Source organism: Pseudomonas oryziphila (genome assembly GCF_003940825.1).
Classification (GTDB): Bacteria; Pseudomonadota; Gammaproteobacteria; order Pseudomonadales; family Pseudomonadaceae; genus Aquipseudomonas; species Aquipseudomonas sichuanensis.
The window spans coordinates 2217241-2237325 of record NZ_CP034338.1; the positions used below are offsets into that span (position 1 = coordinate 2217241).

At 62.7% G+C, this 20085-nt stretch carries 21 protein-coding genes; 7 read left to right on the forward strand and 14 right to left on the reverse strand.

Annotated features, from left to right (window positions below; genetic code table 11):
• Positions 1–41: 41 nt before the first annotated feature.
• The 4 genes from EJA05_RS10565 (at position 42) to EJA05_RS10580 (ending at position 4816) form a co-directional block, all read left to right on the forward strand.
• Positions 42–1271 (forward strand): DUF1835 domain-containing protein, encoded by a 1230-nt coding sequence (locus tag EJA05_RS10565; RefSeq protein WP_125858190.1) that lies wholly within the window; start codon positions 42–44, stop codon positions 1269–1271.
• A gap of 221 nt (positions 1272–1492) precedes the next feature.
• A complete protein-coding gene (locus EJA05_RS10570; RefSeq protein ID WP_125858191.1) occupies positions 1493–2992 on the forward strand; it encodes a sensor domain-containing diguanylate cyclase in 1500 nt (499 codons plus the stop codon).
• Positions 2993–3062: 70 nt separating this feature from the next.
• Complete coding sequence (locus EJA05_RS10575) at positions 3063–4019, forward strand: bifunctional helix-turn-helix transcriptional regulator/GNAT family N-acetyltransferase (RefSeq protein WP_125858192.1); 957 nt, start codon at positions 3063–3065, stop codon at positions 4017–4019.
• A 155-nt stretch (positions 4020–4174) separates the two neighbouring features.
• Positions 4175–4816, forward strand: coding sequence for a LysE family translocator (locus EJA05_RS10580; protein WP_125858193.1), 642 nt, complete (start codon positions 4175–4177; stop codon positions 4814–4816).
• 3 nt (positions 4817–4819) lie between these two features.
• Here EJA05_RS10580 and EJA05_RS10585 read toward each other — a convergent pair whose 3' ends face one another.
• Genes EJA05_RS10585 through EJA05_RS10600 form a run of 4 tightly spaced genes read right to left on the reverse strand, consistent with a single transcriptional unit; the run spans position 4820 to position 8343 of the window.
• Positions 4820–5749, reverse strand: coding sequence for a LysR family transcriptional regulator (locus tag EJA05_RS10585; RefSeq protein WP_125858194.1), 930 nt, complete (start codon positions 5747–5749; stop codon positions 4820–4822).
• 17 nt (positions 5750–5766) lie between these two features.
• A complete protein-coding gene (locus EJA05_RS10590) occupies positions 5767–6276 on the reverse strand; it encodes a flavin reductase family protein (protein ID WP_125858195.1) in 510 nt (169 codons plus the stop codon).
• Positions 6277–6301: 25 nt separating this feature from the next.
• Complete coding sequence (locus tag EJA05_RS10595) at positions 6302–7333, reverse strand: methionine synthase (RefSeq protein WP_125858196.1); 1032 nt, start codon at positions 7331–7333, stop codon at positions 6302–6304.
• A 26-nt stretch (positions 7334–7359) separates the two neighbouring features.
• On the reverse strand, positions 7360–8343 hold the full coding sequence (locus EJA05_RS10600) for a DUF1852 domain-containing protein (RefSeq protein ID WP_125861283.1): 984 nt from the start codon (positions 8341–8343) through the stop codon (positions 7360–7362).
• Between the two features lie 286 nt (positions 8344–8629).
• Between EJA05_RS10600 and EJA05_RS10605 the strand changes: the two genes are divergently transcribed.
• A complete protein-coding gene (locus tag EJA05_RS10605) occupies positions 8630–9559 on the forward strand; it encodes a malate dehydrogenase (protein WP_125858197.1) in 930 nt (309 codons plus the stop codon).
• A 24-nt stretch (positions 9560–9583) separates the two neighbouring features.
• Here the strand turns inward: EJA05_RS10605 and EJA05_RS10610 are convergent, their stop codons facing one another.
• Positions 9584–10291 carry a tellurite resistance TerB family protein gene (locus tag EJA05_RS10610; protein WP_125858198.1) on the reverse strand — a complete coding sequence of 236 codons (708 nt, stop codon included), beginning with the start codon at positions 10289–10291 and terminating at the stop codon, positions 9584–9586.
• 101 nt (positions 10292–10392) lie between these two features.
• Positions 10393–10569 (reverse strand): hypothetical protein, encoded by a 177-nt coding sequence (locus tag EJA05_RS28190; protein WP_190306049.1) that lies wholly within the window; start codon positions 10567–10569, stop codon positions 10393–10395.
• A 165-nt stretch (positions 10570–10734) separates the two neighbouring features.
• Between EJA05_RS28190 and EJA05_RS10615 the strand changes: the two genes are divergently transcribed.
• On the forward strand, positions 10735–10893 hold the full coding sequence (locus tag EJA05_RS10615) for a DUF2986 domain-containing protein (protein WP_125858199.1): 159 nt from the start codon (positions 10735–10737) through the stop codon (positions 10891–10893).
• A 65-nt stretch (positions 10894–10958) separates the two neighbouring features.
• On the opposite strand, the gene EJA05_RS10620 is transcribed toward EJA05_RS10615, so the two are convergent.
• The 6 genes from EJA05_RS10620 to EJA05_RS10645 all read right to left on the reverse strand — a co-directional run bounded on the left by EJA05_RS10620 (position 10959) and on the right by EJA05_RS10645 (position 15774).
• Positions 10959–11456, reverse strand: coding sequence for a GNAT family N-acetyltransferase (locus EJA05_RS10620; RefSeq protein ID WP_125858200.1), 498 nt, complete (start codon positions 11454–11456; stop codon positions 10959–10961).
• 69 nt (positions 11457–11525) lie between these two features.
• On the reverse strand, positions 11526–12797 hold the full coding sequence (locus tag EJA05_RS10625; protein ID WP_190306050.1) for a sensor domain-containing diguanylate cyclase: 1272 nt from the start codon (positions 12795–12797) through the stop codon (positions 11526–11528).
• Between the two features lie 102 nt (positions 12798–12899).
• Positions 12900–13376, reverse strand: a complete 477-nt coding sequence (locus tag EJA05_RS10630) for a surface-adhesin E family protein (protein WP_125858201.1) — start codon at positions 13374–13376, stop codon at positions 12900–12902.
• Positions 13373–14020 (reverse strand): hypothetical protein, encoded by a 648-nt coding sequence (locus EJA05_RS10635; protein ID WP_125858202.1) that lies wholly within the window; start codon positions 14018–14020, stop codon positions 13373–13375. Before EJA05_RS10635 ends, EJA05_RS10630 begins: the two co-directional genes overlap by 4 nt.
• Before the next feature lie 72 nt (positions 14021–14092).
• Complete coding sequence (locus EJA05_RS10640; RefSeq protein WP_125858203.1) at positions 14093–15115, reverse strand: LLM class oxidoreductase; 1023 nt, start codon at positions 15113–15115, stop codon at positions 14093–14095.
• Positions 15116–15138: 23 nt separating this feature from the next.
• Positions 15139–15774 carry a glutathione S-transferase family protein gene (locus EJA05_RS10645; protein ID WP_125858204.1) on the reverse strand — a complete coding sequence of 212 codons (636 nt, stop codon included), beginning with the start codon at positions 15772–15774 and terminating at the stop codon, positions 15139–15141.
• A gap of 124 nt (positions 15775–15898) precedes the next feature.
• Here EJA05_RS10645 and gcvA point away from each other — a divergent pair, with 124 nt between their 5' ends.
• Positions 15899–16792 (forward strand): transcriptional regulator GcvA, encoded by an 894-nt coding sequence (gene gcvA, locus EJA05_RS10650; protein WP_125858205.1) that lies wholly within the window; start codon positions 15899–15901, stop codon positions 16790–16792.
• Positions 16793–16881: 89 nt separating this feature from the next.
• Here the strand turns inward: gcvA and cuyB are convergent, their stop codons facing one another.
• Together cuyB and EJA05_RS10660 are read right to left on the reverse strand one after the other, a co-directional pair.
• On the reverse strand, positions 16882–18354 hold the full coding sequence (gene cuyB, locus EJA05_RS10655) for a cysteate racemase (protein ID WP_125858206.1): 1473 nt from the start codon (positions 18352–18354) through the stop codon (positions 16882–16884).
• A 44-nt stretch (positions 18355–18398) separates the two neighbouring features.
• The gene (locus tag EJA05_RS10660; RefSeq protein WP_125858207.1) at positions 18399–19679 is read right to left on the reverse strand and encodes a dicarboxylate/amino acid:cation symporter; all 1281 of its coding nucleotides are present in this window, start codon (positions 19677–19679) and stop codon (positions 18399–18401) included.
• Positions 19680–20085: the final 406 nt, after the last annotated feature.

The window sequence follows — 20085 nt, forward strand, 5'->3', positions numbered from 1 at the left end:
CTCCCGGCTTGTCGGCGGACCGAGCCCCACAAGGAGTTGGCATGCCCGCCATTCATGCATCCCGCCATCACGGCCTGATTGACCTGCCCGCCTTGCGCAAGCGCGCCAAGCGCCTGCTGAAAACCCTGGACGACGAAACCTGCGCCCAACTGCGCGCCCTTGGCTTGCCCGGGCCCGAGTATCGGCTGGCCGACACCCAGTGGCTGGTCGCCCGCGAAGCCGGTTTCCCCAGTTGGCCAAAGCTCAAGGCCCATGCCGATGCCGTCGATTTCGCCGCCCGCCACCCCGGTTTTGCCAGCGACGGCGAAGCGCAGGTGCAGCATTGGCGCTGCGGCAACGATATCGAGCACAGCCTGCGCATCGCCGGGTTTACCGGTGCCTTCCACATGTTCGACGACCCCATGGTCATGGGGCCGGTGCCGGCGTTGCCGGAGGCTGCGTACTGGCAGGTACGTACCGAGTATGTACTGCGGGCGTTCAAGCTCCCGGCGCAGGATATCGAACAGCGCCATGCCAGGCAGCGCGCAGCATTGGCGCAGTTGAACAGCGACAGCGAAATGGTCCTCTGGTGCGAGGCGGACGCCTACGACCAGCTGTTCCTGATTCGCGTACTGGCCAGCTTGCCGTGCCTGCCGCGTCGCCTGGAACTGATCGAAACCTGCCAGGTTCCCGGCGTGCAGCACTTTGTCGGTATCGGCCAACTGGCCCCTGATGTACTGGCTTGGCTGTGGCCACAACGGCGCGTCCTCGGCGAGGACGCCTTGGCCCTGGCGCGGCAGGCCTGGGCCGCCTACACCGCACCAGACCCGCGCGCCTGGGCGCAGCTTGCCAGCCGCCCGCATGCGGCCCTGCCGCTGCTGCAGGGTGCGCTGGCGCGTCAGCTGCAGGAGCTGCCCGGCGCCGAGGATGGCCTGAGCCTGACCGAGCGTTTGACCCTGCGCATTCTCGCGCGCCTGGGCGAGCAGCCGGCGGCGCGGGTGTTCGCCGAACTGATGGCGAATGAGGAGCCACTGCCATACCTGGGCGACATGATGTTCGGCGTGCTGCTGCGCCCGTTGATCGACAGCCCACGGCCATTGCTGCTCGAAGGCGAGGGCGACAGCTGGCAACAACGTCAGTTACGCCTTACGGCGCTGGGTGAGCAGGTGCTGGGCAGGCAGGCCAACTGGCTTGACCAACAGCCGGCCGAGCGTTGGGTGGGCGGGGTGCGGATCGCTGCTGGCCAGGCGCCCTGGGTAGTGAATGAGGCAGGGCAGGTGTGGCAGCGATGAACACCTGAGTTCGCAACGCCGCGTGTCGTCGCTTTTCAAGCGTCGACACCGCGGCAAAATGCGTCGCGCATAGCAAACGTTTTCCCCTTGCAGCGGTTGTGGTTACTGCGCTGCTACGCGACTCCTTGTATCCTTGCCCATGGCCAGGAATGCGCCTTGTGCCGTTGCCTGCAGGTAATGGCAGCCAGCTTGAGAATTCGGAATCTCCATCAGGTACTGACGTGAAGCGTGACATCCACCTCGTTGTGCTCTTGCTACTGGTTATTGGTTGTTCGCTGGCATCGCTGACCCTGTGGAAAGTCATGGCTTCCCGGGAGCGTGCGCTGGAGGAGGTGAACGTCCACGGGCTGAACCTGACCCAGGCCCTGTCGACCTATTCCGAAGGCATCGTGCGCCAGAGCTCGTTGCTGCTGCTTGGTTTGGTCGAGCGTCTGGAGACCGAAGGCAGCGGCCCGGCGCAGATCGAGCGGCTGAGAACCCTGGTGAGCCGTCAGCAGCCGCTGATGCCGCAGCTCAGCGGCGTCACCATCTACGACAACCAAGGCCGCTGGCTGATGTCGTCCAACCGGCCGATCCCGTCGGGTGCCAACAGCAGCGACCGGGCCTATTTCATCCATCACCGCGACGATCCTTCGCGCGAGCCCTTCATCGGCCTGCCGATCCGCAGCCGCTCCAACCAGGAGTGGGTGATCACCATCAGCCGCCGTTTCAATGACGCCGATGGCGCGTTTGCCGGGGTGGTGGCCGTGACGCTGGGGGTGCAGAACTTCCTGAGCCTGTTCGGCCAGATCGATGTCGGGCAGGAAGGCGCGATCGGCCTGTCCTATACCGACGGCTCGATGCTGGTGCGCTATCCCTTCCGTGAGCAGGACATGGGGCGCAACTTCGCCAAGTCGCCGATCTATGCCAAGTACCTGGTGGAGCAATCCGTGGGGACTGCGTCGTTCACCTCAAGCCTTGATGGCGTCGAGCGGTTGTATGCCTTTCGCAAGAACGACCGGCTGGGGCTGGTGACCACGGTCGCGGTGGGCAAGCACGAAGTGCTGGCGGCATGGAAGCTCGAAGCGCTGGTGTCGCTGTTGGTGGTGGCCGGCCTGCTGGGCCTGACGGGCGTCATCGGCTGGATGCTGATCCGCGATATCCGCCGCAGGACCGCCGTGGAGGGTGAACTGCGGGTCACCCAGCAACAGTTGCTTGACTCCAACCAGCAGCTCGAACGCCTGGCGATGAACGATGCCCTGACGGGCCTGGCCAACCGCCGCTGTTTCGATGAAACCCTGGCGCTGGAAGTGCAGCGCGCCCAGCGCCAGGGCACGAGCCTGGCGTTGCTGATGATCGATATCGATTACTTCAAACTGTACAACGACACCTACGGGCATGTTGCCGGCGACGCCTGCCTGCGCGAAGTCAGCCACGTGCTGCAGGCCTGTGTCCGGCGCGCCGGTGACCTGGTGGCGCGCTATGGCGGTGAGGAAATTGGCGTCATCCTGCCCAACACCGAGCGCGATGGGGCAGAGGCGGTGGCACGGCATGTGCTCGAGCGGCTGAGCCAGCGAAGCATCGAGCATCGCACCAGCCCCTTTGGGCAGGTTACCGTGAGCGTCGGCATTGCCTCGGTGCCGGGGGCGCAACTGCACAGCGGCCAGGCCTTGATCGACGGGGCTGACCAGGCGCTTTATGGCGCCAAGGGCGCCGGGCGCAACCAGCAGGCCTGTGCCTGACGCAGGCGAGCTGGACAGCATTTTCGGTATATGGTTGTATGTTGCAACTAATTACTGGCGAGGCTGACAGATGAACATCGATCCTTCCCTGGTGGAGCAGATCCGTAGCGCTTCACGCACCATGGTTCGCGAGCTGGGCTTCATGGGCAACACCCTGGCGGGCACTGCCCATTCGCCCTCGGCGGTGCATGCGTTGCTGGAACTGGGCAACTGTGGCGCGTTGACGGCGGCGCAGTTGGTGCAGCTGCTGGGCCTGGAGAAGTCCAGCGTCAGCCGCATGGTCGCCAGGTTGATCGATGCCGACGAGGTCGAAGAAGCCGCTGGCGAAGCAGACGGCCGTACCAAACGCCTCACCCTGACCGCCAAGGGCCAGCGCACGGTCGAGGCGATCCATGCCTTTGGCCAGGCCCAGGTCAGCAGCGCGCTTGCCGTACTTGATACCGCGCAACAGCAGGGCGTGGCGCAAGGGCTGCAAGCCTATGCCCAGGCGCTGCAGGCTCATCGCCTGGGCACCGAGACAAAGCCAGCCAGCGCGATCCAGATCAGTTCCGGTTACCGCCCCGGTCTGATCGGCCGTATTGCCGAAATGCATGGGGTGTACTACGCCCGGCACTCAGGCTTCGGGTCGTACTTCGAGCGCAAGGTCGCCACTGGCGTGGCCGAGTTCATCGGGCGCCTGGACGATCCGCGCAATGCTATCTGGGTGGCCAGCCAAGGGGAGCGCATCGTTGGCTCGGTGGCCATTGATGGGCAGGGCCATGGCGACAGCACCGCCCATCTGCGCTGGTTCATTCTGGACGACGGCTGCCGAGGTGCTGGCGCGGGCCGCCGCTTGCTTCACGAGGCCATGACGTTCTGCGACCGGCAGGGGTTCTCGGCCATCGAGCTCTGGACATTCAAGGGGCTGGACGCGGCGCGGCGCCTGTATGAGTCGTTCGGCTTCGAGCTTACCCACGAGGCGCCCGGTGATCAGTGGGGCGCGAAGGTCATCGAGCAGCAGTTCGTGCGGCGGGTGGGGCCGCGGTAGCCTGCCATTGCGCTCACTTGCCCTGAGCATCCGCGTCCGCAAGCCTGTGCTCAAGCGCATGCGCACGGTGCACTGGCCCGCTCTAGTACGGGGGCGAGCGTTTATCAGCAAGCTTCTGTAAGCTGCTGGCTCCACCCTCCGCAGAGTCCTTGAAAATGGATGCCCACTCGATTCTTGCCTTCACCCTGGTCGCCGCGATCGCCATTGCCAGCCCTGGCCCCGCAACGCTGATGGCGATCAATAACAGCCTGGCTCACGGGCAACGCAGCGCGGTGTGGTCGTCGCTGGGCAACGCCAGTGGGCTGTTCTGCCTGTCGGCGGCGGCGATGCTGGGCCTCGGCGCATTGCTGGCCAGCTCCGAATGGCTGTTCAACGCGGTGAAGATCCTCGGTGCCGGCTACCTGTTCTACCTGGGCGCCAAGCAGTTGCTGAAGAAAAGCCCGATGCTGGTGGACGGCCTCGAGGACGGCGCGAAGAAGGCCAGCCCCACGCCGCGGAAACTCTACAAGTCGGCATTCCTCACGGCGGTGACCAACCCCAAGGCGACCATGTTCTTCACTGCGCTGTTCCCGCAGTTCATCGACCAGGGCGCCGCGCTGCTGCCGCAGTTCCTGATCCTCACCAGCATCTTCATGGCGTTGTCGCTGGCGTCGCTGAGCCTGTATGCCGCGCTCGCCACCCGGGCCAAGGGCGTGCTGACCCGGCCGGCGCTGTCGCGTTGGGTGAGCCGAGTGGTGGGGACCACCTTCATTGGTTTTGGCGCGGCGATTTTGACCATGCGCCGGCAAGGGGTGTAACGCTCAGGCCACGGGCGTCGACACCGTATTGACGCCCTCCAGCGTGGCAAAGGAAATGTCCTTTGCCGTGAGCAGGAAATCACTCATGTAGGGTACTTCGAGCATGTCGCTGCGAACCGCTGCGTACAGCGTGGCGTGCAGGCCTTGCTCGCCCAGGCGCTTGGCAATCACATAACCGCGCAAGCTGTACTCATGCACCGCCCAGTTTGGCAGGCAGCAAACCCCACGGCCGCTGGCCACCAACTGCATCATCATGATCGTCATTTCTGCGGTGCGCACCTGTGCCGGCTCGATCTCGGCCGGTTCGATGAAGCGGGTGAAGATATCCAGGCGGTTGCGCTCGATCGGGTAGGTGATCAGGGTTTGGCTGGCGATATCGGCAGGTTCCACATAGGGCTTTTCACGCAGGGCATGGTGCTTGTCGATGGCCAGCATGGCTTCGTAGCCGAATAGCGGCACGTAGGTAATGCCGGGCAGGGGGATGGGGTCGGAGGTCACCACGAGGTCGAGGTCCCCGCGTTCCAGGGCCGGCAGCGGCGCGAACGACAACCCCGATGCCAGGTCCAGTTCGACGTCTGGCCAGGCGCTGCGGAATTCGTCCAGCGAGGGCATCAGCCATTGGTAGCAGCTGTGGCATTCGATCGCGATATGCAGCCGGTCGGCTGTGCCGCCAGCCAGTTTGCCCAGGTTGCGTTCCGTCGTGCGGATCAGGGGCAGTACCTGGTCGGCCAGTTGCAGCAGCTTGAGGCCGGCGGTGGTAAAGCGCACCGGCTTGGACTTGCGCACGAACACGGGCATGCCGAGGCGGTTTTCCAGCTCGCGGAACTGGTGCGACAGCGCCGACTGCGTGAGGTGCAGGCGCTCGGCGGCGTCGGGCAGGCTGTCCGTTTCGCGCAAGGCATGCAGTGTACGAAGGTGTCTCAAGTCGATCATGAGCAGAAGGCAAAGCCTCAAGCCGCGTCAGGCGCGGCGAGGTTGCAATAGTTTCCTTTGAAATACAGCAGGGGTTGCGTAGCCGAGGCTTCATGCAGCTTTAACGCTTTCACTTCGCCGATGACGATCAGGTGATCCCCGGCTGCGTGTTCGGCGTGAATCTGGCAATCAAGCCAGTGCAGGCTGCCGGCGATGACCGGGTTGCCCAAAGGCGAGGCCTGCCATTGGACGCCATGCCACTTGTTTGTGCCTTTGCGGGCGAACTGGTTGGAAATCCCGACCTGCTCACCCGACAGGATGTTCACCGCAAAGCGACCCGCCTGGCGCATGCCGGGATAGCTGGCCGAGCTGGCCATCACGCTGAATGACACCAGCGGCGGGCTCATCGACACGCTATAGAACGACTGGCAGGTGAAGCCGAGCGGCTCGCCATCGATGAGCGAGGTGATGACCGTGATGCCGGAGGCGTAGTGCCCGAGCGCTTCGCGAAAGCGCGAGGGCTCGATGGCAGTGGTGGAAAGTGACATGGAGGGACCTGATGTTTACCTGCCCTTAATTGGCCAGGAGTTCTCTGCGGACGATTTCTGCGCCTGCACTCAAGGCACTCAGCTTGCCGCGGGCGACCTGACGGGGCAGGGGGGCCATGCCACAGTTGGTGCAAGGGTAGAGCTTGTCGGCATCGACGAACTGCAGTGCCTTGCGCAGGGTATTGGCCACTTCCTCGGGTGTTTCAACGGCGTGGTTCGCCACGTCAATGGCGCCGACCATCACTTTCTTGCCGCGGATAAGCTCGATCAGCTCCATGGGGACATGAGAGTTGTGGCATTCCAGCGAGATGATATCGATGCTGGATTTTTGCAGCTTGGGGAAGGCCTCTTCATATTGCCGCCACTCCGACCCCAGGGTCTTTTTCCAGTCGGTGTTGGCTTTGATGCCATAGCCGTAGCAAATATGGACGGCGGTTTCACACTTGAGGCCTTCAATGGCCCGTTCCAGGGTGGCAACCCCCCAGTCATTGACTTCGTCGAAGAACACATTGAATGCCGGTTCATCGAACTGGATGATGTCGACACCGGCAGCTTCCAGCTCCCTGGCTTCCTGGTTGAGGATCCTGGCGAATTCCCAGGCCAGTTTTTCGCGGCTTTTGTAGTGGTTGTCATACAGCGTATCGATCATGGTCATGGGGCCTGGCAGCGCCCATTTGATCGGCTGCCCGGTTTGCTGACGCAGGAACTTGGCATCTTCGACAAACACCGGTTTTTGCCGCGCTACAGCGCCCACCACTGTCGGTACGCTGGCGTCATAGCGATCACGGATGCGCACGGTTTCACGCTTCTCGAAATCAACGCCGCTCAGGTGCTCGATGAAGGTGGTTACAAAGTGCTGGCGGGTTTGCTCGCCGTCACTGACGATATCAATGCCGGCGTGTTGCTGCTCCTGCAATGACAGGCGCAAGGCATCCTGTTTACCTTCGATCAATGCCTGATCTTGCAGCTTCCAGGGTGACCAGAGTGTCTCGGGTTGTGCCAGCCAGGAGGGCTTGGGCAAACTACCTGCCGTCGACGTGGGTAACAGCTTTTTCATGAAGATGGCCTTGTATTTCCAATGGATCAGGCAGCGTAGTTGGCGGACCACTGCTCAAGTATCGAGTGATAAGGTTTGATGAAGTGTTCCTCGACGAAGCGCCCCTGCTCGATAGCCAGGCGGCTACGTTCCTCTCGGTCGTAGACAATGCGCGTCAGCGAATAATCTTCATGCTTCAGGCTGGGCTGGTAGGATTTCCCTGCCGCAGAATTGGCATTGTAGATTTCGGGGCGGTAGATCTTCTGGAAGGTATCCATGGTGCTGATGGTGCTGATCAGCTCAAGGTTGCTGTAGTCACCGAGCAGGTCGCCGGAGAAATAGAAGGCCAATGGTGCCACACTGTTCGGTGGCATGAAGTAACGCACCTTCATGCCCATTTTGGCGAAGTAGTCATCGGTCAACGAGTGTTCATCTTGCTGATATTCATAACCCAGTACCGGGTGCTGGTTTTCAGTGCGACGGTAGGTCTTGCTGCTGGAAATACTCAGGCAGATGACAGGTTGTTTGGCAAAGTGTTCTTTATAGGTTGTTGAGCTGACGAAGTGCTTGAATAACTTTCCGTGCAGTTCTCCAAAGTGCTCTGGCGTGCTGAACGCTGGCTGGTTTTTATTGTGCCCCAGGAGTAGCACGCTAAAGTCGTAATCGCGCACGTAAGACGAAAAGTTGTTCCCCACCATGCCGGCCGTGCGTTCGCCGGTTTTTCGATCGACTATTTGTGTTTTCAATAGTTCGATCAGCGGCAGGCCGTTTTCGGCGCTTGCGACATCGATGTTCATTTCGACGGAAATGATTTCAAGCTCGACGCTGTAACGATCCCCGTGTGGATTGTCCCAGTGCGCCAAGGCATTGAAGCGGTTGTCAATCATCCGCAGGGTGTTGCGCAAGTTCTGCCGGCGACTCGCACCTCTCGCCAAGTTGGCGAAATTGGTCGTGAGGCGGGTATTTTCGGAGGGCTGATAATTTTCGTCGAAGCGAATGCGCTTGATAGAAAATTCAAAGTCCGTTTTCACCATGATCGGGGTCCCACTCAAATATTCATAGATACTGCAATTGGTATGTATTTTATGTGGCGGTACTGAGCGAGTGGAACTGAATTGATTTCACAAGCCCTTTAGTCACGCTCATGACCGCTGCGCTGCTCAATGCGACCAGCAAGGCGGAGCAGCATGGGGCGATGCAATGAAAGGCGGCTTTGGGTCGATAACGCAGCTTCGAGTGGCCTTCTGGCGCCAGGGGTCGATACTTCTCTGTACAGGCGTGCGCGCTGCGGGTTTCGCGCACTGCGGGAGGTGGTAGATGAACAAGCTATCGATTGTAGGTGCCGGCATGGTGGGCGAGGCGGCGGCCCAGGTCATCGCCCGGGAAGAGTTGTGCCGCGAGTTGATGTTGATCGATGTGCAGGGCGAGTTGGCGCAGGGCAAGGCGCTGGATGTGTGGCAGGCGGCCATCGAGTCGGGGTCCGATACCCGGGTGCTTGGCGGGTCCGATGCCAAGATGCTGCAAGGTTCCGACCTGGTGGTGATTACCGCGGGTGTGCCGCGCAAACCAGGGCAATCGCGTCAGGATGTGTTGAGCATCAACCTGCCCATTCTCGACAGCATCCTGCTGGATATCATGCGCCATGCGCCGGCGGCGACGCTGCTGGTGGTGTCGAACCCGGTCGACGTGCTGACCTATCGGGCCTGGTCCAGCAGTGGGCTGGTGCGCAACAAGGTGTTCGGCCAGGCGGGGGTGCTGGATACCGCGCGCATGAAGTGTTTCATCGCCGAGGAAACCGGGTTTAGTGCTCGCGACATCACGGCGCTGGTTCTCGGCGGCCATGGCGATAGCATGGTGCCGCTGATGCGCTACTGCGCGGTCGGTTCGGTGCCTTTGTCCCAGTTCCTGTCAACCGAGCAGATCGAGCGGATCGTGCAGCGCACCCGCCAGGGTGGCGGCGAGATTCTGGGCTTGAAGAAGCTGGGAAGCGCCTGCGATGCACCCGGTGTGGCCATCGCGCAGATGGTCGATGCCATCGCCAATGGGCGTAACCGCATTTTGCCGACGGTGGCGATTCTCGACGGCGAGTACCGGCGAAAGGATATCGCGATGGGTGTGCCCTGTGTGCTGGCAGAGGCAGGGATCAAGCGTGTGATCGAGCTGCCCCTGGATGCGCAGGAGCAGGCGATGTTCGATCATTCAGCCGACCAGGTGATGCGTGACATCGCAGAGATGAAAGCGATGTAAGCAGGTGAGCGCATCGCAGCCCGCTCAGGCGCCTCCCTTGGCCTGCTGTTCAAGGTGCAACTGCAAGGTCGGATCGATTTGCAGTGCGCTGGCCAGTTCGTCGAGGTAGGCCCGCTCTGCGTCCTGCTGGTCATCCACCAGCATCACGCTGGCCAGGTACATCTCTGCGGCCATGGCCGGGTCCCGGGCGGACTGAGCCACTTGCACGGCATCGAGCGGCCTGCTGACTTCTTCATCCAGCCATTGCTGAAGTTGCGGGTCGCTGGTCTGACGTTTGATTTCGGCGTAGATCAACTGCTCTTCCTGTTCGTCGATGCGGCCGTCCGCCTTGGCGGCCGCAATCAGCGCGCGCAGGATGGCATGGCTGTGGTCCTCGGCCTCGGGGCCGGACAATTGATCGACAGTACGCAGCGCCTGTTGCGGGGCTGCCGCCTGGCTGCGCTGCCAGCTTTGATAGGCCTGGAACGCCATCATGCCCAACGACGCCAGGGCCGCGTAATTGGGGCCACCCGCGGAGCGCCCCTGGCCAGCGCTGCCGCCGCCACCCAACAGGCCGCCCAGCAAACCACCCAGGCCGCCGCCAGCCGAACTGCCGCCGCCGCCAAGCAGGCCGCCAAGCAAGCCACCCAAACCGCCCAGGCTGTCTTGCGCTGAACTGCCGGCGCTCCCTTGTTGCGCTCGCGAGCTTTGCCCGGCCCGGAGTAACTGCTCGAGCAGATCACTGGTGTTCATGGCGCCGCCCTCGGTTGGTAGTGGTTGCCCAGACAGCAACGATAGCCCTCTCAAGGCGATCTGCCATGACCGCCTGACCGATGGGAAAGCAGGGGTAATGCTCAGGTGGACTTGCGCTGACGCGAACGTTGATATCGGTTAAAGCCGATCTGTATCGCTGCTGCCACCAGGCACAGCAGGCCGATTTTCAGCGTCGGGTCCATGGCGTAGTGTTCGCACACTTTGCCCACGGCAATCACGCTCACGAAAATGGCGATCGGTAACAACAGCTTTTGCATCCCATGCTCCTGGCATCGAGTCTTCAAGACTTCTGTGTGGTGGGCGAGGGTATCGCGTTGCCGACCAACAAGCAGCAATGCCGTGCAGCGCTTGCCGTCGCCGACGGTGCTGCAGGCCGGTATGATGGCGCCTGTGCATCAAGCCCGACCTACCCGGACAACCCAATGAACCGCCAGAAAAAGATCAAGCAGCTCCTTAAAGCCCACGCGAAAAAGGCCAGTGCCAAGTTGGCGCCGCGCAAGCCCAAATACATCTGCAAGGCCGACCGGGCGAAGCTGGCTGCCGAAGCCGGCGCCCTGGCAGATACCAGCGCCGAAAGCTGATCCTGCCCCTGCGCGCACTCATTGCGCGGCAGATCATCCGGTTGACGCAGGCCCGCTGATGGGCCTCAGCCCGGCAGCACCATCACCATCTCGTGCCAGGCCATGCCGCCATGGTCGGAAGCCGAAGGCTTGACGTAGCGGTAGCCCATGCGCGCATACAGCTCGACATGGCGCTCCTTGCACATCAGGTGAAGGGTGCGCTTGCCCATCGCCTGCATGCGCTCAACGAAGGTGCGCATCATCAGGCTGGCGTAGCCTTTGCCCTGGTGGGCCGGGTCGATCACCACCGACATGATCACGGCGTTGGGCGCCGCGCTGTCATGGCCCACCAGCTCCTTGAATGCCTCGTCGGACATCACCACCTGGTGGGCGCAGCCACAGTTGATGAAGCCGATCACTTGCCCCGCCAGTTCCATGATCAGGAAGCCTTGTGGGTACTGGGCGATGCGCGTGGCGATCTTCTCGCGGGTGGCGGCTTCGTCGCCTTCATAGGCGCTGATTTCGATTTCGAAGCAACGGTCGACGTCGGCAGGGGTGGCGGTGCGGAAGGCGGGGAGGGGCATGGCGGTCTCGGGTAAAGAATCAGAGGCCGCCATGATAGAAAATGCAGCGCAAGGGTGCTGCATTGTTTTTCAGCCATTACGGGCGCGCAGCGCCTGCGCCTGGCCCAGGCGGTACTGGTTGTCGCCGCTGCGCTTGGCTTCGTACATCGCCAGATCGGCAACATGGATCAGTTGGTCGCGGGTCTGCCCGTGATCGGGGAACAGGGCGATGCCCAGGCTGACGCCGACCCGCTGCGACCTGTCGCCCAGGCGGATGGGGGCCTCCAGCGGCAACAGCAACCGCTGCGCGATCACCCGAGCCTCTTCCTCGGGGGCGCGCTCGGCCGATAGGCCTTCCAGCACGGTGACGAACTCGTCGCCACCCAGGCGCGCCACGCTGTCCGAGTTGCGCAGTGCTTCGTGCAGGCGGGCCGCGGTGGCCTGCAGCACCTGATCGCCCGCTGCGTGGCCAAGGTTGTCGTTGATCGCCTTGAAGCCGTTGAGGTCAATGAACACCAGTGCAACGCGGCCGTGGCTGCGCCGGGCCGACGCCAGGGCACCCTCCAGGCGCTCCTCGAACACCAGGCGGTTGGGCAGGCCGGTCAGCGGGTCATGGTGTGCCAGGCGGTGCAACTGGTTGGCCCAGGCTTTCTCCTCGGTGATATCACGCACCACGCCCATCATCTTTATGGGCGTGCCACGTTCGTCCTTGACCACGTTGCCGGTCTCGCGCAGCCAGTGCAGCGTACCGTCCGGCCAGACCACCCGGTATTCCTCGTCGTGGTTCTCGCCGGTTTCGATGCAGCGCAATTCGCCGGCGCGCACATGGGCGCGATCGTCCGGGTGAACCGCGTTGCAGAACAGTTCGTAGCTTGGTGTCACTTCGTCGACCGCATAGCCGAACATGCCGTAGATGGCGTCGGACCAGTACAGATGGTTGGTGTCGATGTCCCAGTCCCAGGTGCCGATACGGGCGAAATACTGGCTGCGCTGGAAGCGTTCGGCCTCGGCCAGGATCGGACGGATCAGCAGCCATTGCCTGGCATTGGCCGTGCCTTGCTGGCTGATGTAAAGCGCGCGCGGCTGGCCATCGTCTCCCGTGACCTGCACCGAGCCGGCTGGCGTGGCCAACTGCGGTAGACGTTCTTGCAGGCGCAGGCCCAGCAGCGGCGTGTTGGCGCAGCCAAGCAGTTCGGCCGCGGCCGGGTTGTGCCAGCACACCCGGCCATCACGGCCCAGCTGCACCATGCCCACGTCCAACCCTGCCAGCAGGGTGCGGTGCTGCTGGCGCTGGCGCTGCAGCAGCCATAGCAGTGCCAGGCTGGGCAGGGTGGCGAGCAGGATGACGAACAAGGTAATCATCGGGCAGCGACTGATCCAAGAGGCTAAAAAATAGCTGCATTATGCCCAACCAATGATGGCAGTTCGCCGGCAAATGTTATCAACCCCGTTTCACAGATCCAGCTAACCCGGATTACCCGCCCGAAGCTGCGCCGCATCGACCTTGCACACCGCATCGCGCAATATCCCAATCAATGACTGCCGCTCCAACGGCTCCCATTGTGCAATATCGCTCTTGCGTGCCACTTCATCCCCCAGGGCGAAGGACTGGGAGAAATACACCCGGCCGAACTCCGCCATTTCATCCCGCTCGCAGTTGATCACCCGGGTCGCCCGCGAACTGCGGATTACTGGAGGTTTATCGCTGGGGGCGGGTGCGAGGTAGTTGTTGATCAGGTAGAACTGGCGCAAATGCCGATTGCCCTTGTACAGGGCGACGGAATGGGCGTCGAAGTAGGTTGCCAGTTCGGCGTTCTCCAGCAGTTTGAACATGCCTTTAGGGGCCGTGGCCGGTGCTTCGGTCACGGTTTTGTGCGGCACAGTGCCGTGGGCGCATCCGCCCAGCAGCACGACCGCAGCCAGGCATGGCAGGCGCTTCATCGTGTGGTTCCTTGCGCCACATCCGGGCGTTCCTGCTGCAACAGACGCTCATCGACGCTGCCCTGCAACGAACAGAGCAAGCGGGTCTTGCCGTCCTCGACGCTGAGCATCAGCAGCTTTTCCGCAGAGCCCGCCGCCGGAGCGATGCCCTCGGCAGCGGAGGTATTGTCCTGCCAGGCGGAATTGGCGTTCAGCTTGATCCGTGGCCTGGAAATGAAGTACTCGCCGGCCTCCTGCCAGTTGGCCTGCGGCAACTTGGCCATGACTTGCTCGCGGCTGGCATCGATTTCGAAGCCCCAGAAGTAGTAAGTGCCTTGCTTGCCCAGGTCCATGACCCGGTCGTAGTAGCTGGTCAGGCGCAGGCCCTGGTCGTCGACAGCGGGGGTGAAGTGCTGGAACGCGGTGTCGAAGTCGCGGCGGTCCGGCACCGGCAGCCAGGCCAGGCCGCGCTGATCGTCGCGGGCCAGCTTGACGGTCTTGCCCAGGTCGGCGCGCTGAGCGTACAGGTGCTTGAAGAATGACGGCTCACACGAGACCAGGCTTTCGCTGAGGCCGCTGGCCAGTGCATTGCCGGAACACATTGCGAGGAAAAGGGGCAGGACCGCTTTACTGCAGGAGAAGGATAAAAGGCGACGCATGTCCATTGCTTGGAGATTCCTGGTGAGTTGAAAGGACGCGATTTTAATAGCGTCAGGACGCTGTTACAAACTCAGAAACTACCAGCCTTGCGCATGCGGCCCTGGCCCCGCCAATGCCGGAAACAGCGGCAGCACCTCTTCGGCCAGCTCCTGAATCACCTCCTGCGCCGGGCGCCGGGCCATCTGCACGCCCAGTGCCGCATGGTTGACCCCGGCCTCGCGCCATTCCCCCAGCAAATCGACCAGCCCGTGGCGCCCGGTGCGCAGCACATAGCCGCCTTGCTGCGGCGTACGCGGGTAGTGCGGGTCGTCGTCCAGGTCGATCCACTCATTGGTCATGTGCGGGCGGAAGCCGCCGCCGGGGATCGCCGCGCGCCAGGCGCGGATCTTTTCGGCCAGGCGGCGTGGGCCGAGGCTGTTGTGGGTAGCGTCGGGGTAGGTGAGCCAGCCGTCGGCATGCTCGCCCAGCCATTGCAAGCTCTGACGCGACGAGCCGGTCACCACCAGTGGGATGCGCCCGCTGACGGGCCTGGGCAGCAGCCGGGCAGCGCTGAGTTGCCCCAGCGGTGAGTCGATCGGCCCGGGGTGCTCGGCCAGCAGCCGGCGGAAGTAGTCCACGCTCTGCGCGAAGCGTTCGCCACGGCTGCGATGGTCAATCCCGTACGCGGGGAACTCTACCGGTCGGTCACCCGAGGCGATGCCCAGCACCAGGCGCCCGCCTGAAAGGCAGTCGAGCGTGGCGGCGGCCTTTGCCAGGTCGATGGGGTGGCGCAAGGTGAAGATCGCGCTGCCGGTCACCAGGGCGATGCGCCGGGTGTGGGCGGCCAGGTAGGCCAGGTAGGTGAAGGGGTCGAACACCTGCCCGGCGTCGCCGAAAGCTGGGTCGAACAACGGCACGTCGCGCACCCAGGCTGCGGCGAAGCCCAGCCGGTCGATCTCGCTGAGCAACTGCGCCTGCCCTTGGAGCACAGCCATGTCGCCGTCATAGAAGCGCAGCGGCAGGAAGATGCCCAGGGTCAACTGGTCGGGGGCGAACATGCGCCGGTAGCCGGGGTGATGGGCGAAGGCGGCGGCATTCGCGCCGCAGGGGGTGGTGTGCATGACCGTTCCTTGGTTGAGGAGTTTTATGGGCCGGTGGCCGGGGCGGGCAAGCGCAGGCCGCGCTGCACGGCGGGGCGCTGGTCGACTTGCCGGTACCAGCGGTTGAGGTGCGTGTGGCTGCTGAAATCGAAGCCCACCAACGCTGCGATATGCAGCCAGGCGAAGGTGGCGATGTCGGCGATCGAATAGGCTTCGCCAGCCAGCCACGGTCGGCTGGCAAGGTGCTGGTCGAGCGTGGCGAAGGTGCTCTCGGTAAGGTGGCGATAGCGCTGGATTGCCACAGGGCAGGGCGTGGCCTCGAAGCATTCGAAGTGCACGCGCTGGCCAAGCAGAGGCCCCATGCTGGCGCTGTGGTACATCAGCCAGGTGATCGCCGCCCAGCGTGGCTGCGACTGTGGGGCGAGCAACTGGCCACTGAGCTGCGCCAGGTACAGCAGAATGGCGGCAGACTCGAACAGCACGATATTGGCGCTGCCGTCGACCAACACCGGGATACGGCCTGCCGGGTTGAGCGCGAGAAAGGCCGGTTGCAGGTGCTCGCCGTGCTCGATGTTGACGTGCTCCAGACGGTAGGGCAGGCCCATTTCTTCGAGGGCGATGGTTATCTTGAAACCGTTGGGCGAGCTGTCGGTGTAGAGGACGAGGGTGGGGTCGTGCATGCTGGATACCTCAGGGAAACTAACGTAAGCTGTTTGGCCTGAGCGCTATCCTATGCATGCTGGCTTGAATACAGAAACGATAGCTTTAGCAACTAGCATTAGTTTTTCTAAATCGAGGAATTCCATGGGGGCCGTTCTGCCACTGCTCGCTTTGCGCTCCTTCACCGAAGCCACCCGCCTGGGCAGCCTGAAAGCTGCCGCCGAGCACATGGGCGTCACCCCCGGGGCCATCAGCCAGCAAATCCGCCAGCTGGAGGACCGCCTCGGCGTCACCCTGCTGACCCGCAGCCGCCATGGCCTGCAGCTCACCGAAGCCGGAGCGAGCCTGTACCCCGGCCTTTCACGCGGTTTCGGCCAGATCGAGCGTGCGCTGCTCGATCTCGAGATCCAGACCAATGCCAACACCCTGACCATCAGCACGCAGCCCTCGTTCGCCGCCAGTTGGCTGGTGCCACGCCTGGCCAGTTTCAGCGCGCAGCACCCCGGCATCGAGGTGCGCGTGGAGGCGACGGCGCGGCTGGTCGACCTGCAGCGCGAACGCATCGACATCGCCCTGCGCCATGGTTTGGGCGATTACCCAGGGCTTGTGTCGAAAACACTGCTGTCGCCCGCGTTACTGCCAGTTGCCAGCCCCGCTTTGCTCGCCAGCGGGCCGGCACTGCACGCCCCTGAAGATTGCCTGCAGTACCCGCTGTTGCAGGATGCCGAGCGCGCCGACTGGGCGCTGTGGTTGCAGGCCCACGGCATCGAGCCCGACCACCGCAGCCGCCGCGGGCCGAGCTTTGATGAGGACCTGCTGTTGCTGCGCGCCGCCGCCAGCGGCCAGGGCATCGCCCTGGTGCAGGCGCAGCTCGCCGAAGATGACCTGCGCAGCGGCAGGCTGGTGGTGGCCGTTGACCGGCCATGGCCATCACGCTTTGCCTACTATCTGGTCGCGCGCAAGGAGACCCTGAAACGCCCGCAGGTGCGGGCTTTCATAGACTGGATCGAGGGCCAGCTTGCAACCGGGGCAAGCTGAAAGTGGCAAGAACGGCCGGGAAGCCCGGCTGTCAGTTGCGCATCAACTGCAAGCCCCAATGCAAGTGACTGGCCGCAAAGGCCAGGCGGTCAGGCCAGGCTGGTGAGGTCCCCCTGGGCCAGTGCGACGCAGCGTTGCGCGAGCACATTCGTGGGGTCGACCAGGGCTACCCGGGCCGTGCCGATGGGAAAATCATCGGCCATTGGCAGGATCAGCGGCAGCTCGGTACAGCCAAGGATCAAAACGGTCGCACCTTGCTCCACCAGCTGTGCTGCAGCCGTGAGCAGGTCGTCCTTGCACTGGCCAGTGGTGTGTCCCGCCTTGACGCCTTGCTCACCGTAGATGGCGCGCATGACCAGCGCCTGCGCGGCCTCATCAGGCACCATCAGGTTCAAGCCGACCCGTTCTGCAGCCGCGTGGTAAACCCGGCTTTGCAGGGTGCCGGAGGTTGCCAGCAAGCCGACCTTGCAGGTGTTGCCATACGCCTGCCCAATGAACTCGATGGTTTGCGTCAGCATGTTGATGATCGGGATGTGCAGATGCCTCTGGATGCGCTCGACATAGGCATGCGCGGTGTTGCAGGGAATGGCGATGGCCTTGGCGCCTTCGCATTCCAGGCGCTTGCAGGTCGCGTACATGGCCACTGTCGGGTCCATCTCCTGGCGCAGCAGATTGGCCGTTCGGTCGGGAATCTGCGGGTTGTGCTCGACCACCATCCTGATGTGGTCCTGGTCCCTGCCGGCTGGCGTGTTCTTGACCACCTTGCCCATGAAGTCGACGGTCGCCGCCGGGCCGACCCCGCCAACAATGCCCAGTTTGAACGGCGCGGCGGTTCGCATGGATTCACTGGATGCGGCGTAGTCGGCATACACCTGGTTCACATCGATGCAGCGGATGCCGCGTCGTTGCAGGTCGGCTGCCACCAGGGAAATCTCCGTCATGCCCGGCAGCAGCAGGTGTGCCCCTTGGCTGTTGAGGTCCAGGCAGGCCTGGTGAAGCCGCTCCAGCGCAACCCCGTCGAGGTGGCCGGCCTTGATGCCCGCTGGACCGTATACAGCCTCCATCAGCGCCGCCTGATTGGCAGGCGACGGATACACCAGCGCAAAGTCGGCGCCGAAGTGCTGCTCGAACAAACCGGCAGCGCGGACGTAGTCCGAGGCCAGCACACCGAGGCGTGCACCTGGTTCGGCTACCTGGGCCAGGTGCTGCTTCAGCGCAGCCATCAGGTCGACAATCGGGATGTCCAGTTCCGCTTTCAGCTCATCCATGAACGTCTGGCTGGCGAAGCACGGAATCAGTACGGCATCCACCTCGCTGTCGGTATAGCCCTGGCAGACCTGAAAAACATACAGCTTGCGGGAGGTCATGCTGGCGTCGGTGCTCAGTGGCAGCGACAGGTCCTTGAAAGGATGTTGCTCAAACAGCAGGTGGTAGCGCCCCTGGTCCGCCAGCACCGGCTCACTCTTGAGCAACTTCAGGAACAAGTCCCCGCCCGCCAGCGAACCCAGGCCGCCGATGATGCCGAGCGTACGGGTAGAGTGATTTTTTCTCGACGGTTTCATGTTCGGTTCATCCAGGCAGTAAGGGGAGTGGGCGGGGTGGTGGATCAGGCGTTCTGTGGGCGGCTGCCGGCGCTGTGCGCTTGAGGGGTGTCGCCGTGCTTGCTCTCCAGGTTGGCAATCACTGCCGTGGCAATGCTGTTACCCACTACGTTGGTGGCGGTGCGGCCCATGTCCAGGAACTGATCGATCGCCAGGATCAACAGCAGGCCCGCTTCCGGCAGATGGAACATGGGCAGGGTAGCTGCGACCACCACCACCGAAGCACGGGCAACGCCGGCCATGCCTTTGCTGGTGATCATCAGGGTCAGCAGGATGAGCAGTTGCTGGGTAAACGACAGATCGACGTTGTAGGCCTGGGCGATGAACATGATCGCGAAGGCCTGGTACATCATCGAACCGTCCAGGTTGAAGGAATACCCCAGGGGCAGGACGAAGCTGGATACGCGCTTGGGAGCACCGAATTTCTCCAGCGCATCGATGGTCTTGGGGTAGGCCGACTCACTGCTGGCGGTGGAAAACGCCAGCAACACCGGTTCACGGATCAGCTTGCCGAGCGTGAACACCGGGCGGCCGAGGAAGCCGTAGCCGACCGCGAACAGCACCACCCAGAGCAGCAGGATGCCGATGTAGAACTGGCCGATCAGCTTGCCGTAATCGAACAGCAGGCCAATGCCTTGGGTGGTCACCGCGGCGGCGAGGGCGGCAAACACACCGACGGGGGCAAACATCATCACGTAGTCAGTAATACGGAACATCACCTTGGCCAGGTCGTCGACCAGGTCGCCGATTTTCTCGTTGCCCTGTTTCTTCACGTAGGCCAGTGCCAGGCCGAAGAACAGCGAGAACACCACGATCTGCAGGATCTCGTTGTTGGCCATGGCTTCTGCAATGCTGCGCGGGAAGACATGGCTGATGAACGTCTTGAGGCTGAAATCACCGGCGTTGACGGTCAACGCGCTGCCCGCCTGGGCCTGCTGGATACTCAGGTTAAGGTCAGCCCCGGGCTGGAAGACATTGACCAGCAACATGCCCAGGGCCAGCGAGAATAGCGAGGCACTGACGAACCAGATCATCGAGCGCAGACCAATGCGGCCTACCGAGCCGGAGTTACCCAGGCTGCTGATGCCGGCCACCAGGGTGGCGAACACCAAGGGGGCGATGATCATCTTGATCATGCGCAGGAAGATATCGGTGACCAGGCTGAAGTAGCCGGCAATCTCCTTTGCCGAATCAGGGGTGGGCGCAAATGTGTTGCAACCCCAACCGACGACGATGCCAAGCATGATTGCCACGGCGATGTATTTGGGTAGTTTCTTGTTGTTCATCTCGACCTCATTGTTTTTGCGGCGCGTCGAAGCTCGTCCGGCGCTGTAGCTACAGCGGCGGGCCAGGTGTCGGGTCAGTCAGCGGTTTGCGATCGGGCAGTCTTTGGCGGCGGCCAGCGGATACTGAAACCGACAATCCAAAGGGCTGCGAAGGGTGTTCATGGCTGCTTCGTTCCAGCCAACGCGCTCAGATTACGCCCAGTGCTTTGATGAGTTGATGAGGAAGCGCGATAGTTTGATGCGTTAATTTCATAGTTGGTTAAGTGCGGCCAATGTCGTCTAAATCATTGCATCAAGCAGTTAAGATTGTTTATCTCCTGGCTTGGTTCTGCCTCGCTATTTAACGCTGGCCTGGAGTGGCGCCTTGAACAGTGCAAAGCTTTCAGGGACATGCTGTTGCTGATCG

What these genes read in the sequence shown, in the direction of transcription:
- EJA05_RS10565 (WP_125858190.1), top strand. Translation starts at nt 42, where the DNA reads ATGCCCGCCATTCATGCATCCCGCCATCACGGCCTGATTGACCTGCCC.
- EJA05_RS10575 (WP_125858192.1), top strand. Translation starts at nt 3,063, where the DNA reads ATGAACATCGATCCTTCCCTGGTGGAGCAGATCCGTAGCGCTTCACGC.
- EJA05_RS10580 (WP_125858193.1), top strand. Translation starts at nt 4,175, where the DNA reads ATGGATGCCCACTCGATTCTTGCCTTCACCCTGGTCGCCGCGATCGCC.
- EJA05_RS10585 (WP_125858194.1), bottom strand. Translation starts at nt 5,749, where the DNA reads ATGATCGACTTGAGACACCTTCGTACACTGCATGCCTTGCGCGAAACG.
- EJA05_RS10590 (WP_125858195.1), bottom strand. Translation starts at nt 6,276, where the DNA reads ATGTCACTTTCCACCACTGCCATCGAGCCCTCGCGCTTTCGCGAAGCG.
- EJA05_RS10595 (WP_125858196.1), bottom strand. Translation starts at nt 7,333, where the DNA reads ATGAAAAAGCTGTTACCCACGTCGACGGCAGGTAGTTTGCCCAAGCCC.
- EJA05_RS10605 (WP_125858197.1), top strand. Translation starts at nt 8,630, where the DNA reads ATGAACAAGCTATCGATTGTAGGTGCCGGCATGGTGGGCGAGGCGGCG.
- EJA05_RS10610 (WP_125858198.1), bottom strand. Translation starts at nt 10,291, where the DNA reads ATGAACACCAGTGATCTGCTCGAGCAGTTACTCCGGGCCGGGCAAAGC.
- EJA05_RS28190 (WP_190306049.1), bottom strand. Translation starts at nt 10,569, where the DNA reads ATGCAAAAGCTGTTGTTACCGATCGCCATTTTCGTGAGCGTGATTGCC.
- EJA05_RS10615 (WP_125858199.1), top strand. Translation starts at nt 10,735, where the DNA reads ATGAACCGCCAGAAAAAGATCAAGCAGCTCCTTAAAGCCCACGCGAAA.
- EJA05_RS10620 (WP_125858200.1), bottom strand. Translation starts at nt 11,456, where the DNA reads ATGCCCCTCCCCGCCTTCCGCACCGCCACCCCTGCCGACGTCGACCGT.
- EJA05_RS10625 (WP_190306050.1), bottom strand. Translation starts at nt 12,797, where the DNA reads ATGATTACCTTGTTCGTCATCCTGCTCGCCACCCTGCCCAGCCTGGCA.
- EJA05_RS10630 (WP_125858201.1), bottom strand. Translation starts at nt 13,376, where the DNA reads ATGAAGCGCCTGCCATGCCTGGCTGCGGTCGTGCTGCTGGGCGGATGC.
- EJA05_RS10635 (WP_125858202.1), bottom strand. Translation starts at nt 14,020, where the DNA reads ATGGACATGCGTCGCCTTTTATCCTTCTCCTGCAGTAAAGCGGTCCTG.
- EJA05_RS10640 (WP_125858203.1), bottom strand. Translation starts at nt 15,115, where the DNA reads ATGCACACCACCCCCTGCGGCGCGAATGCCGCCGCCTTCGCCCATCAC.
- EJA05_RS10645 (WP_125858204.1), bottom strand. Translation starts at nt 15,774, where the DNA reads ATGCACGACCCCACCCTCGTCCTCTACACCGACAGCTCGCCCAACGGT.
- gcvA (WP_125858205.1), top strand. Translation starts at nt 15,899, where the DNA reads ATGGGGGCCGTTCTGCCACTGCTCGCTTTGCGCTCCTTCACCGAAGCC.
- cuyB (WP_125858206.1), bottom strand. Translation starts at nt 18,354, where the DNA reads ATGAAACCGTCGAGAAAAAATCACTCTACCCGTACGCTCGGCATCATC.
- EJA05_RS10660 (WP_125858207.1), bottom strand. Translation starts at nt 19,679, where the DNA reads ATGAACAACAAGAAACTACCCAAATACATCGCCGTGGCAATCATGCTT.